We start from the raw sequence: 15,285 nt of genomic DNA, 5'->3' as shown, positions 1-15,285 counted from the left end.
TAGGGGTCCTGCGGTGGACTGCCCGTCACTAGCATCGAGCCAAGTCCTCGCATTCGCTTTGCCGCTTCAGTTGTGGAGTGCCCGGATGAACATCCAGCCCGAGAGCGTCGTCGACGACACCACCGGCAGCTCGGGCGGTGTCGCCGGGTTCCGTACCCGGTTGGCCGGGTTGCCCCCGGTGGAGCAGCACCGCCTGGTGCTCGAGCTGGTGTGCGTCGCGACCACCCAGGTCATCTCGCAGGTCCAGCCCGATGCGCCGGCCGAGGTGGACCCGGTGCTGCCCTTCCAGGACCTCGGGTTCGACTCGCTCGCCGCGGTCGAGCTGCACGAGCGGCTGACCGCCGCCACCGGCCTGGCGCTGCCGGTGACCCTGGCGTTCGACCACCCGACCCCGCAGGCCGTCGCCGATCTCGTGGTGCGGCAGCTGGTCGGCGCGCCCGTCGACGCCCGGCCGGTACGCCCCCGACGCGACGGCGCGGACGAACCGATCGCGATCGTCGGCATCGGCTGCCGCTACCCCGGCGGGGTGTTCTCCGCTGCCGACCTGTGGCAGCTTGTCGCCGACGGCCGGCACGTGATCGGGGAGTTCCCGACCGACCGGGGCTGGGACCTGGCCGGACTGTTCGACCCGGACCCCGACCGGCCGGGTACCAGCTACGTGCGCCACGGCGCCTTCCTCGACACCGCCGCCGAGTTCGACGCCGACTTCTTCGGCATCGGCCCGCGCGAGGCGTCGGCGATGGATCCGCAGCAGCGGCTGGTGCTGGAGACGTCGTGGATCGCGCTGGAACATGCCGGGATCGACCCCATGTCACTGCGCGGCAGCCGGACCGGGGTGTTCGTCGGCGCCGAGCCGCAGGAGTACGGACCACGACTGTACGAGGCCCCGGCCGGGCTGGACGGCTACCTGCTCGCCGGCAACGCGCCGAGCGTGGTCGCCGGGCGGGTGGCGTACACCCTGGGGTTGCACGGCCCCACCCTGACCGTGGACACCGCCTGCTCAGGGTCCCTGGTCGCGCTGCACCTGGCCAGCCAGGCCCTGCGCACCGGCGAGGCGTCGCTGGCGCTGGCCGGCGGGGTCGCGGTGATGGGCAGCCCCGGCACCTTCACCGCGTTCAGCCGCCAACGCGGCCTGGCCCCCGACGGCCGCTGCAAACCGTTCGCCGACGCCGCCGACGGCACCGGGTTCGCCGAGGGCGTCGGGATCCTCGTCCTGGAACGGCTCGGTGAGGCGCGCCGCCGTGGACACCGGGTTCTCGCCGTGCTGCGCGGCTCGGCGGTCAACTCCGACGGGGCGAGCAACGGGCTGACCGCCCCCAGCGGGCCCGCGCAGCAACAGGTGATCGCGGCGGCGCTGGCCGACGCCGGACTCGTCCCGGGTGACGTCGACGCCGTCGAGGCGCACGGCACCGGCACCAGGCTCGGCGACCCGATCGAGGCCCAGGCGCTGCTCGCGGCGTACGGTCAGGAGCGGGACGAACCACTGTGGATCGGTTCGCTCAAGTCCAACATCGGCCACACCCAGGCGGCGGCCGGGGTGGCGGGCGTGATCAAGATGATCATGGCCCTGCGGCACTCGCTGCTGCCCGCGACCCTGCACGTCGACCGCCCTACGCCGCGGGTGGACTGGACCGCCGGCGCGGTCGCGCTGCTGACCGACGCCCGCCCCTGGCCGGCACTGCCCCGTCCGCGCCGCGCCGGGATCTCCTCGTTCGGTGTGAGCGGCACCAACGCCCACGTCATCGTCGAAGAGGCCGACGCCGAGACCGCCGAGGCCGGTGAGGCCGGCGAGACCGGTGAGGCCGGCGAGACCGGTGAGGCCGGCGAGACCGCCGGGGGCGGTGAGACCGGCGAGACCGCCGGGGCGGGCGAACCGGCGGGCCAGGAAGCGCCCACGGTGCTGCCCCTGGTGCTATCGGCCCGCAGCGCGCCGGCGTTGCGGGCGCAGGCCGGTCAGCTGCTGCCGTTGCTGCGGGCCGGGACATCGCTGCCCGACACCGCGTACGCGCTGGCCACCACCCGCGCCGCGCTGGAACACCGGGCCGTGGTGCTCGCCGCCGACGCGCCCGAGGCGGTACGGGGCCTGGAAGCGTTGGCCACCGGCGAGACGACCGGCTCCGGAGTCTATGTCGGACGGACGATCGGCGGCCGGGTCGCGTACCTGTTCACCGGTCAGGGTGCCCAGCGCCTCGCCGCCGGGCAGGCCCTCGCCCGGCGGTTCCCCGCGTTCGCGCGGGCCTTCGCCGACGCGGCCGACCAGGTCGACGTCCACCTGGACCGACCGCTGCGCTCCATCCTGACCGGCGACGACCGGGCCCTCCTCGACCAGACCCGGTACGCCCAGGCCGCGATCTTCGTCACCGAGGTGGCGTTGTACCGGCTGCTGGAGTCGTGGGGGCTCCGCCCCGACTACGTACTGGGCCACTCGGTCGGCGAGCTGGCCGCCGCCCACGTCGCCGGGGTGCTCACCCTGGCCGACGCGGCGCTGCTGGTGACCGCCCGGGGCGAGCTCATGCAGGCGTTGCCCGTCGGCGGAGCGATGGTCGCCATCGAGGCGGCACCCGACGAACTGCCCGAGCGGCTGCCCGCCGACGTGAGCGTCGCGGCCGTCAACGGTCCGCGCTCGCTGGTCATCTCCGGCGACGAACGGACGGTCACCCAGGTTGCCGAAACCTTCGCCGCACAGGGCCGCCGGATCCACCCGCTGCGGGTGTCACACGCCTTCCACTCCGCCCGGATGGACCCGATGCTCGCGCCGTACCGCCAGTTCGCCCAGGTGGTCGACTTCGCGCCGGCCCGGATCCCGATGGTGTCGACGGTGACCGGCGCGCTGATCGGCGACGACGAACTGGCCGACCCCGAGTACTGGGTACGGCAGGTGCGTCAGAGCGTCCAGTTCGCCGATGGCATGGCCGCGCTGGCCGCCGCCGGGGTGCGCACCTTCGTCGAACTCGGCCCGGACGCGGTGCTCAGCGCGCTCGGCCCGGCCTGCCTGCCCGACGGCCGCGACGACGTCTCCCTCGTCGCCACCCTGCGGCCGGGCCGCGACGAGGTCCGGGACCTGGTCGGGGTGCTCGCCCACCTGCACCAGCGCGGTGCGTCGGTGGAGTGGCCGGCCGTGTTCGGTGGGCAGGTGAACCACCGGGTCGAGCTGCCCACGTATCCGTTCCAGCGTAGCCGGCACTGGCTCACGCCACCCGGCCCGCGCCGTGACGCGGCCGCACTCGGCCAGGCCGACGCCGAACATCCGCTGCTCGGCGCGGCGGTCCGGCTCGCCGACAGCGACCGTACGCTGCTCACCGGCCGGATCTCGGCGCAGACCCATCCCTGGTTGGCCGACCACGTCGTCGCCGGTGCGACCCTGCTGCCCGCCACCGCCTTCGTCGAACTCGCCGGACACGCCGGCGCGCTGCTGGGCAGCCCGACGGTGGCCGAACTGACCCTGCACGCGCCGCTGGTCCTGGCCGACGGGGCGGCAACCGCACTGCAGATCATGGTCGGTCCCGACCAGGGTGACGGCCGGCGTAGCGTCACGATCCACTCCTGCGGCGAAGCCGTGACCAGCGGCAGCCGCTGGCTGCAGCACGTCAGTGGCACCCTGGCGGCGGCCGCGCCGGACGCACCCACCGAAGCCGACTGGGCGGTGACGTGGCCACCGCCCGGTGCCGAACCGGTCGACCTGTCCGACTGGTACGAGCGGCTCGCCGCCCAGGGCTACCAGTACGGCGACAGCTTCCGTGGGCTGCGGGCCGCCTGGCACGCGGCAGGCGAGGCGTTCCTGCACGTCGAGCTTCCCGAGCCGGTCCACGCCGAGGGCTACCGGCTGCATCCGGCCCTGCTCGACGCGGTGCTGCAGGCCACCGAGCTGGCGACCGAGCCGCCTACCAGATCGCCCAACGAACCGGCGACCGAGCCGCAGGCGGCCCAGCCGGGCGGTGCCGGGCAGATCCGGTTGCCGTTCGCCTGGCGGCACGTGTCCGCCCTGACCACCGGCGCGCGCGCCCTGCGGGTGCGGGTCACCTCGGCCGGCGAGCACGGCGTGTCGATCGAGGCCGTCGACGCCACCGGCGCGCCCGTGGCGAACGTCGGGTCCTTCGTCACCCGTCCCGCCGACCCCGCCCGGCTGGCCGTACCGACCGGCGGCGGCCAGCTCTACCGGGTGAACTGGATTCCGGTCGGCCCGGCGCAGCGGCCGCTCTCGTACGTGGTGCTCGACCAGGTCCGGCAACTGCCCGACGTGCTGCCGCAGGTCGTGGTGCTGCCGGTGCGCGCCGCCGGCATCGGAGCCGAGGCGGTCCGCACCGCCTGCGACGAGACGCTGGCGGTGATCCGGTCGTGGCTGGCCGACCCCCGTACGGCCGGATGCCGGCTGGCCATCGTGACCGCCGGCGGAAACAGCCTCGACGGTGATCCCACCGGCACCGTCGACCCTGCCCACGGTGGCGTGCACGGCCTGGTCCGTGCGGCCCAGGCCGAACACCCCGGCAGGTTCCTGCTGCTCGACGTCGTCGCCACCGACGCCAGCGGCCTGGCCGCCGCGCTCGCCGCCGCCGTCGCCGCGGACGAACCTCAGGTCGCGGTTCGCGCCGGCGCGGTGCTGGCGCCCCGGCTGGCCCTCGCCCCGCCGGCGGAACCACTCCCGTCCGTTCCGACCGTCGGAGCCGCCCCCGCTGACGGCGCCGTCCGCAACGGTCGGTCGGGCCGGCTCGATCCGGCCGGCACGGTGCTGATCACCGGTGGCACCGGCGGTGTCGGGGCCGTCCTCGCCGAGCATCTGGTCCGTGCGCACGGGATACGGCACCTGCTGCTGGTCAGCCGGAGCGGCCCGCAGGCCGCCGGAGCCGGGGACCTGACCGCCAGCCTGGCCGAGTTGGGTGCCAGCGCGCACGTCGCCGCCTGCGACGTGTCCGACCGGTCCGCCCTCGCCGCGCTGCTCGACGGCATCGCCCCCGAGCACCCACTGACCGCGGTGGTGCACGCCGCCGGCGTGCTCGACGACGGGCTCGTCGACACCCTCACCGGGCAGCGGATGGAGGCCGTCGCCGCCGCGAAGGCGTACGCCGCCTGGCATCTGCACGAGCTGACCCGGGAGCTGCCGCTGGCCTGGTTCGTGCTCTGCTCGTCGGCCGCCGGTCACCTTGACGGTGCCGGCCAGGCGAATTACGCGGCCGCGAACGCCGCGCTGGACGCCCTCGCCGCCTACCGTCGTGACGCCGGCCTGCCCGCGCTCAGTCTGGCGTGGGGGCTGTGGGCACATGCCGGTGGCATGGGGGACCGGCTGGACGCCGCCGCCCGGCGACGTATCGAACGGTCCGGTCTGCCCGGCATGTCCATCCAGGACAATCTAGAGCTGTTCGACGCGGCGTTGCGCGTACCGGCGGCGACGCTGCTGCCGCTGCGGCTCGACCTGGCCGCGCTGCGGGCCAGGCCGGACGGTGTGCCGCCGCTGCTGCGTCAGATCGTCCCGGTGGTCCTCCCAGGCGGGAACCGGTCGACAGCCGCGACCGGCGCCGTGGCGTCCGGCACCGCGACGCCGGACGGGCGTCCGGCACCGAACGGAGTCGCGGCCGACTGGGCACGGCTCGCCCCGGCCGAGCGGCAGCGCGCCGTACTCACCCTGGTCCGACGCCTCGCGGCCGCCGTCCTCGGGCACAGCGGTGCCGAGGCCGTCGAGCCCGACCGGCCGTTCAGCGAGGTCGGGTTCGACTCGCTGGCCGCCGTGGAGCTGCGCAACCTGCTCACCACCGAGACCGGGTTCACCCTGCCGGCCACGCTCGTCTTCGACTACCCGACCCCTCAGGCGCTGGCCGTCTACCTGGTCGACAAGGCGGTGCCGGTCGCCGACGCGCCGGCAGCCGCGCCGGACACCGTCACCGCCGCCACCGACGAGCCGATCGCGATCGTCGCGATGGCGTGCCGGTATCCGGGCGACGTGGCGTCACCGGAGCAGCTGTGGCGCCTGGTCGCCGACGGGGTGGACGCGGTCAGCGAGTTCCCCACCGACCGGGGGTGGCAGCTCGAGCAGATCTACCACCCTGAGCCGGGGCAACCTGGCCGCAGCTACGTCAACCAGGGCGGATTCCTGCACGACGCGGCCATGTTCGATCCGGAGTTCTTCGGGATCAGTCCGCGGGAGGCAGCCGCGATGGATCCGCAGCAGCGCCTGCTGCTGGAGATCACCTGGGAGGCGGTCGAACGCGCCGGGATCAACCCGCACTCGTTGCGCGGATCCCGTACCGGGGTGTTCGCCGGCGTCATGTACCACGACTGGGGCACCCGGCTCGGGCAGGTCTCCGAGGAGATCGCGGGCTACCTGGGCAACGGCAGCCTGGCGAGCGTGGTGTCCGGCCGGATCGCGTACACCTTCGGCTTCGAAGGGCCCGCCGTCACCGTCGACACCGCCTGCTCCTCGTCGCTGGTCGCGCTGCACTGGGCGGCGCGGGCGCTACGGCAGGGGGAGTGTACGTTGGCCCTGGCCGGCGGGGTGACCGTCATGTCCACACCCGACACGTTCATCGACTTCAGTCGTCAGCGCGGGCTGGCCGGCGACGGCCGCTGCAAGTCGTTCGCCGCGGCGGCGGACGGCACCGGCTGGGGCGAGGGCGCCGGTGTGCTGCTGCTGGAGCGGTTGTCGGACGCCCAGCGCAACAACCATCCGGTGCTGGCGGTCATCCGAGGTTCGGCGGTCAACTCCGACGGCGCCAGCAACGGACTGACCGCGCCGAACGGCCCGTCCCAGGAACGGGTGATCCACGACGCGCTGACCAGTGCCGGGCTGAGCCTGGTGGACGTCGACGCCGTCGAGGCACACGGCACCGGCACCACCCTGGGCGACCCGATCGAGGCGCAGGCGCTGATCAACACCTATGGGCAGCACCGGCGCGACGACCGGCCGCTGTGGCTCGGCTCGATCAAGTCGAACCTCGGCCACACCCAGGCGGCCGCCGGCGTCGCCGGGGTGATCAAGATGGTCCAGGCGATGCGGCACGCCGAACTGCCGCGGACCCTGCACGTGGACCAGCCGTCGGCACAGGTCGACTGGTCGGCGGGCGAGGTGCGACTGCTGGCGCGGGCGCGCCCGTGGCCGGCACCGGACGGCCTGCGGCGGGCGGCGGTGTCGTCGTTCGGTATCAGCGGCACGAACGCCCACGTGATCCTCGAGCAGGCGCCGGCGCCGGTGCCGGCACCCGCGTCGGCCGACCCGGGACCAGCTCACGCCGGGGTGGTGCCGCTGGTGCTGTCCGCGCGTGACTCCGCCGCGCTGCGGGAGCTCGCGCGGCGGCTGGTGCCCGTGGTGGAGTCCGGTGTGCCACTGACCGACGTGGCTCGGGCGCTGGCCGGTACGCGGGCGGTGTTCCCGCACCGGGCCGTGGTACTGGCCGAGAACCCGGCGGACGCCACCGCCGGACTACGGGCGGTCGCCACTGGCGGAACCGCCGCACAGGTGGTCGTGGGTTCGGTGACCGGTGCCGGCGAGGTCGGCTTCGTGTTCCCCGGCCAGGGTTCGCAGCGGCCGCGGATGGGCCGTGGGCTGTACCACCGGTTCGATGTGTTCGCGGCGGCGTTCGACGAGGCGTGCGCGGTCTTCGACGAGCTGGGGCTGCCGTTGCGTGACGCACTGCTCGGCGAGACGGACGACTGGCTGGACCAGACCGCGTACGTACAGCCGGCGCTGTTCGCGGTGGAGGTGGCGCTGAGCCGGCTGCTGCGTTCGTGGGCGGTGCACCCGGACGTGGTGCTGGGCCACTCGGTGGGCGAACTGGCGGCGGCGGTGGTCTCCGGCGCGCTGTCGCTCACCGACGGCTGCCGGGTGGCGGCGCACCGGGGCCGGTTGATGCAGCGGCTACCCGAGGGCGGAGCGATGGCGGCGGTGGGCACCGCCGAGGACGTGGTGCGACCGTTGCTGGACGACGGCGTGTGGCTGGCGGCGGTCAACGGGCCATCGGCGGTGGTGCTGTCCGGGTCGCGCCCGGCGGTGGAGTCGGCCGTGGAGCGACTGCCGGCGGGGACCCCGGTCTCCTGGCTGCGGGTGTCCCACGCCTTCCACTCCGGACTGATGGAACCGGTTCTGGCTGACTTCCGGCAGGTCGTGGCGCAGGTGGCAAGCCGACCGCTGACGGTGTCGGCGGTGTCGTCGGTCTCCGGCGTCGCGGTCGACGACCAGTGGGGCGAGCCGGACTACTGGGTCGACCAGATCCGGCGGCCGGTACGGTTCGGCGACGCGGTGACCAGCGCGGTCGACACCGGCGTCGCGACGTTCGTGGAGGTCGGACCCGGTGCGGCGCTGTCCGGTCTGGTCGCCACGATCGCCGCCGGCGCCGAGGTGGTGCCGGTGCTGCGTACCGGGGCCGACGAGGTGGAGTCGGTGCTGTCCGGCGTCGCCCGGCTGTGGGTACGCGGTGCCACGGTCGATTGGGACGCGGTGCTGCCGCCCGGGGCTGACACCGGCAGCGGCCGTGGACCTGTCGACCTGCCCACCTATCCGTTCCAGCGCAAGCGTTACTGGTTGACGGCCAGCACCGACCCGACCGGCGTGGGCCAGACCCCGGTGCGGCACCCGATGCTCGCGGCGGTGCTGCCGCTGGCCGGCGCGGGTGTCGTACTGACCGGGCAGCTGGACCCGGCCATGCAGCCGTGGCTCGCCGACCATCAGGTACTCGACACCGTGCTGCTGCCCGGCACGGCGTTCGTCGAACTCGCGCTGCGCGCCGGGGCGCAGGTGGACCATCCGGTCCTCGGTGAGCTGACCCTGCAGGCACCGCTGCCGCTGAACGGAGCCGACGGTGCGGTCGTCCAGATCGTCGTCGACCGCCCCGGGTCCGACGGGTGCTCGATATCCATCCACTCGCGCCCCGCCAACGCTGCCGCTGACGCCACCTGGACCCGGCACGCGACCGGGACCATGCGGCCCGCGACGACCGCAACCGGCGGCGGTGCCACCGGTGCCGCGCTGACCGAGTGGCCGCCCGCCGGGGCCACCGCGATCGACGTGACCGCGGCCTACGATCAGCTCGCCGACCGCGGCTACGACTACGGGCCGGCCTTCCAGGGACTGCAGGCCGCGTGGCGGCGCGGCGACGAGATCTTCGCCGAGGTCACCCTCCCCGCCGACACCGCCAGCACCGGTTACGGACTGCACCCGGCGCTGCTGGACGCCGCGATGCACGCCGACCTGCTCGCGGGTGGACCGACCCTGCTGCCGTTCGTCTGGAACGACGTCGTGCTGCACCGGTCCGGCGCGTCCGAACTGCGGGTACGCATCACCCGCCTGCGCGGCGACGAGCTGTCCTCGATCGACGTCGCGGACGTCACCGGCCAGCCGGTGGCGAGCATCGGCACCCTGGTTTCTCGACCCGTCGCGCCGGCCCAGCTGGCCGCACCGGCCGGTCAGCAGCTGCACACCGTCGAGTGGACAACGGTGTCCGGCGGGGATCCGGTCCCCGACGACGGATGGCACACGATCGGCGTGCCGTACGGCACCGAACCGGCCTGGCCGGATCCGGCAGCCCTGCTGGCAACGGTCGACGACGGAACCCCGGCACCCCGGATGCTGGTGCTGCGCGTACCCGACCGGGACGGGGCGGGCCTGATGCCGCAGGCGGCCCGGGCAGCGGTCGGGACGACGCTGGCCGTCGCGCAGGCGTTCGTCGCCGACCACCGGTTCGACGCGACCCGGTTGACCGTCGTGACCGACAGGGCGGTGCGGCTGCCCACCGACGCCGACCCGGCGCTGGCCCACGCCGGGGTGTGGGGGCTGGTCCGGGCGGCGGCGCAGGAGCAGCCGGGCCGGTTCCAGCTGATCGACCTGGACAGTGGGGACGCGACGGCCGTCGCTGGACTGCGGGCGGGGCTCGCCGGCGACGAGCCGGAGCTGGCGGTACGGGACGGGCGCTGTTTCGTGCCCCGGTTGAGCCGCTACCCGGCCGGTGCCGCCGCCACGGCGACCTGGGATCCCGATGGCACGGTGCTGGTCACCGGTGGTACGGGTGGTCTGGGTGGTCTGGTGGCGCGGCATCTGGTGCGGGTGCACGGGGTGCGGCATCTGGTGCTGGTGGGTCGGCGTGGGTCGGGTGCGCCGGGTGTGGGGGAGTTGTGTGCTGAGTTGTCGGGGTTGGGGGCGCGGGTCAGGGTTGTCGGGTGTGATGTGGCGGACCGGGGTGCGGTTGCGGGTGTGTTGGCGGGGATCGATGTTGATCATCCGTTGACGGCGGTGGTGCACGCCGCCGGTGTCGCTGACGCCGGCACGCTGACCACCTTGACCCCGGACGCGGTGTCCGCCGTGTTCGGCCCCAAGGTGGACGCCGCCTGGCACCTGCACGAGCTGACCCGGGAGCTGCCGCTGGCCGCGTTCGTGCTGTTCTCTTCCGCTGGCGGGCTGGTGCTGGCCGCCGGTCAGGGCACCTACGCGGCGGCCAACACGGTCCTCGACCAGCTGGCGGAGTACCGGGCGGCGCACGGGCTGCCGGCGACGGCGATGGCCTGGGGGATGTGGAACGAAGCCACCGGGATGGGCGCGCCGGACCAAGCCGCCCTGCACCGGATGTCCCGGCTCGGGATGCCCGCGCTGGACCGCGGTGACGCGCTGGCGCTGTTCGACGCCGCGCTGGCCGCCGGCGTGCCGGCGATCGTTCCGCTCCAGGTGGACCGGGCGGCGCTGCGCGCCAGGTCCGAGGTGCCGGCGCTGCTGCGTAACCTGGCCGGGCGATCCGTTCACGACGGTGACCGACCGTCGGCCCGCCGTGGCGTTTCCCGACTCGCCGAGCTACCCGCCGAGCAACGCGAGCAGGCGTTGCTCGACCGGGTCCGGGTGGAGGTCGCCGGAGTGCTCGGGTACGACGGCCCGGACGCCGTCGCGCCCGGCCGGGCGTTCCGCGAGCTGGGGTTCGACTCGCTCGCCGCGGTCGAGCTGCGTAACCAGCTCGCCACGGCGACCGGGCTGACCCTGCCGGCCACCCTGGTGTTCGACCACCCCACTCCCGCCGCCGTGGCGCGGTTGCTGGCGGACAGGCTCACACCCGTCGACCAGCCGCCGACGGACCCGTCGACCGCCGACGGCGCACCGGCCGACACGACCACGGCGTCGCCGGTCGCCGGCGCCCCGACCACCGTCGAGGATCCGATCGTGATCGTGGGGATGGCCTGCCGCTACCCCGGCGGGGTGAACTCGCCGGCCGACCTGTGGCGGCTGGTCGTCGACGAGGTCGACGCGATCGCGCCGCTGCCCACCGACCGGGGCTGGGACGTCGACGGCGTCTACCACCCGGAACCGGGCACACCGGGCCGCAGCTACGTGCGGGAAGGTGGCTTCCTGGACGACGCGGCCGGCTTCGATCCGGACTTCTTCGGCATCGGCCGTCGTGAGGCGATCGCCATGGATCCGCAGCAGCGCCTGCTGCTGGAGACCGCCTGGGAGGCCGTCGAACGCGCCGGGATCGACCCCCGTGCCCTACGGGGCAGCGCGACCGGCGTCTTCGCCGGCGTGATGTACGACGACTACGGCACCCGGTTGCACAACCCACCCGAGGACGTCGTGCCGTACCTGACCAACGGCAGCTCCGCCAGTGTGCTGTCCGGTCGGGTGGCGTACCACCTGGGTCTGGAGGGACCGGCGGTGTCGGTGGACACGGCGTGTTCGTCGTCGTTGGTGGCGTTGCATCTGGCGGTCAACGCGTTGCGTTCGGGTGAGTGCGAGCTGGCCCTGGCCGGCGGGGTGACGGTGATGTCCACCCCGGAGGTCTTCGTCGACTTCAGCCAGCAGCGTGGGTTGGCGCCGGATGGGCGGTGCAAGTCGTTCTCGGATGACGCGGACGGGACGGCGTGGTCGGAGGGGGTGGGTGTGTTGGTGGTGGAGCGGTTGTCGGATGCGCGGCGTCGTGGTCATGGGGTGTTGGCGGTGGTGCGGGGTAGTGCGGTGGGTTCGGATGGTGCGTCGAACGGGTTGACGGCGCCGTCGGGTCCGGCGCAGGAGCGGGTGATTCGGCGGGCGTTGGCGGTGGCGGGTGTGTCGGCGGGGGGTGTGGATGTGGTGGAGGCGCATGGTACGGGGACGCGGTTGGGGGATCCGATCGAGGCGCAGGCGTTGTTGGCGACGTATGGGCGGGGTCGGGACGCGGATCGTCCGTTGTGGTTGGGGTCGTTGAAGTCGAACATCGGTCATGCGCAGGCGGCGGCGGGTGTGGGTGGTGTGATCAAGATGGTGATGGCGTTGCGGGCGGGGGTGTTGCCGCGGTCGTTGCATGTGTCGGAGCCGTCGTCGCATGTGGATTGGTCGGCGGGTGGGGTGCGGCTGTTGACCATGGCGCGGCCGTGGCCGGGTACCGACGGACCGCGTCGGGCGGGGGTGTCGTCGTTCGGGTTGAGTGGGACGAACGCGCATGTGATCGTGGAGGAGGCGCCGGGGGATGTGGCTGTGGGTTGGGGGGTGGAGCCGCCGACGCACCACTTCGACCACCAGCGGCTGTGGCTGGAGGACGGCCCCGGCAAGAGCGACTTCGGTGCGGCCGGACTGGAACCGCTGAACCATCCGCTGCTGTCGGCCGTGGTGGCGATGCCGGACACCGGCGGGCTGACGCTGACCGGACGGATCTCCGTTGCCGGCCAGCCCTGGCTGGCCGACCATCGGGTGCTCGGCAGGGTACTGCTGCCCGGCACCGCCTTCGTCGAACTCGCCACCCGGGCCGGCGACCAGGTCGGCTGCGCGTACCTGGAGGAACTGACCCAACTGGCGCCGCTGGTGGTGCCCGACGGCGCGGCCCTGGCCCTGCGGGTCGTGCTCGGCGCGGCCGACGACACCGGTCGCCGGCCGGTGTCGGTGTACTCCCGGCCGCAGCGGCCCGACGCGTCCGACGGGTGGACCAGGCACGCCACCGGGACCCTCGCCCCGGACGCCCCGCCCACCGTGACCGCACCCGACCAGTGGCCGCCGGCCGGTGCCCGGCCGGTCGATCTGGACACCGTGTACGACGACTTCGCCTCCCTGGGGTACGGGTTCGGGCCCACGTTCCGGGGACTGCGCGCACTGTGGCGGCGCGACGCCGAGGTCTTCGCCGAGGTCGTGCTGCCCGACAGCGCGGACGCCGGGGCGTTCGGGCTGCATCCGGCGCTGCTGGACGCCGCCGTGCAGGCCGCGGACTTCCTGGTCGAGGGCGGACCCCGGGCGATCACCCAGACCCGGGTGCCGTTCGCCTGGACCGGCGTCGCGGTGCACGCCGCCGGAGCGGGCGCGGTGCGGGTGCACGCCCGCGCCCTGCAGCCGGACGGCGTTGTGGCGCTGGACGTCACCGACCTCGCCGGCCAGCCGGTGGCGGCGGTGGGGGCGCTGACCCCCCGGCCGTTGACGCCGGAGCAACTCACCGACGGCGACGAGCCACTGTACGACCTGGTGTGGCGGGGTTGTGAGCCGCCGGCAACCGGTGGTGGTCGGCGGGTGGTGCTCGGTGCCGACCAGCCTGACCTGGATGCCCTCGCTGCGGTGATCGACGCCGGTGAGCCGGCACCGGATCTTGTCGTGCTGACCTGCCGGGCGGGCGACGACGGCGCCGTACCGCAGCGGGTCCGTGAGGTGACCCACCGGACACTCGCCACGGTCCAGCGGTGGCTGGCCGACGAGCGTTTCGCCGGGGCCAGGCTGGTGGTACTCACCCAGGGCGCCGTCGAACCGGCCACCGACCTGGCCCAGGCGCCGGTGTGGGGCCTGGTCCGGGCCGCACAGGCGGAGAATCCGGACCGGTTCGTCCTGGTCGACAGTGACTCCGGCGAGCTGCCGGCCCTGCCGTCCGACGAACCCGAGTTGCTGGTACGCAACGGCGAACTGCGGGTACCGAGGCTGGCACGGGCCGAGGTGGGTGACGCGACCGCGGCCTGGCCGAGGCACGGCACGGTCCTGGTCACCGGTGGCACCGGAGCCCTGGGAGCGCTGGTCGCACGTCACCTGGTCACCCGGCACGGCGTGCGCCGCCTGCTGCTGACCAGCCGCCGTGGCCGGCAGGCGCCCGCGGCGAACCGCCTTGTCACGACCCTCACCGAGCTCGGCGCAGAGGTGTCGGTGGTGGCCTGCGACGTCGCCGACCGCGATGCGCTGGCCGACCTGCTCGCCCAGATCCCGGCCGCGCACCCGTTGACGGCCGTGGTGCACACCGCCGGTGTGCTCGACGACGGGGTCGTCACCGGCCTCACCCCGCAGCGGATCGACGCTGTTCTCCGTCCCAAGGTCGATGCCGCGTGGCACCTGCACGAGCTCACCGCCGACCGGGACCTGTCGGCGTTCGTGTTGTTCTCCTCGGCCTCGGGCGTGCTGGACGGCGGCGGCCAGGGCAGCTACGCGGCAGCCAACGTGTTCCTCGACGCGCTCGCCCGGCTGCGTCGGTCCCATGCACTGCCCGCAGTTTCGGTCGCCTGGGGACTGTGGGCGGACGATTCCGAACTGGCCTCCAGCGCGATGACCAGCCAGCTGGCCGCCGGCGACATCGAGCGGCTGCGTCGACTCGGCGTCACCGCGATCGCCCCGGCCGACGGGCTCGCGCTGCTGGACCGCGCGGTCGCCGCTGCCCGGCCGGTGGCGGTCGCCGTGCAGTTGGACACCGCCGCCGTACGGGCCCGTGCCGCTGACGTACCGGCGGTGCTGCGTGATCTGGCCGGCCCGGCCGCCCGCCCGGTCCCGGCTGCCGCAGCCGACGTACCTCTGCGGCAGCGGCTGGCGGCGATGGGCGCCGCCGACCGGGAGCGGACCATGCTCGACCTGGTCCGGTCCCACGTCGTCGCCGTTCTCGGCCGATCCGACCCGCGCACCGTCGACCCGGACAAGGGGTTCCTCGACCTGGGACTGGACTCGTTGGCCGCGCTCGAACTGCGTAACCGGCTCGCGACGGCCACCGGCCAGCGGCTGCCGGCGACGTTGGTGTTCGACCAGCCGACCGCGAACCTGCTCGCGGCGTACCTGCGCACTGAACTTCTCGGCGCCGAGCCCGAGCCCGCCGACGGTCCGGACCCGGACGAGGAACGGTTGCGGGCGGCCCTGGCGGCGGTCCCGCTGGCCGCGATCCGTCAGGCGGGGATCCTCGACACGCTGCTCGCGCTCGCCGGCACCGCAGCCGCGCCGGGCACCGCCGGTCCGGCCGGCAACGGCAACGGTTCGCTCCGCGACGGCGGCGTACCGCACGACACCGGCCGCGACGCGGCCGAGCGGTCCGCGATCGACGCCGAATCGATCCGGGCCATGAACGTGGACGACCTGGTACGCGCCGCGCTCGGTCGGGGCGATGCCGGCAACTCGGAGGGCTGAGGCAC

The 15,285-nt window shown here is 74.2% G+C and carries 1 protein-coding gene; it reads left to right on the top strand.

Annotated elements, in window-relative coordinates; genetic code table 11:
- Positions 1 to 85 precede the first annotated feature (85 nt).
- Positions 86 to 15,280, top strand: a complete 15,195-nt coding sequence (locus O7543_RS12340; protein ID WP_281567399.1) for a type I polyketide synthase — start codon at positions 86 to 88, stop codon at positions 15,278 to 15,280.
- Positions 15,281 to 15,285: the final 5 nt, after the last annotated feature.

The sequence above is a fragment of the Solwaraspora sp. WMMA2080 genome (assembly GCF_027497395.1).
Classification (GTDB): Bacteria; Actinomycetota; Actinomycetes; order Mycobacteriales; family Micromonosporaceae; genus Micromonospora_E.
Note: the sequence above shows the minus strand (reverse complement) of the source record. Positions and strands in the feature narration are given on the sequence as shown.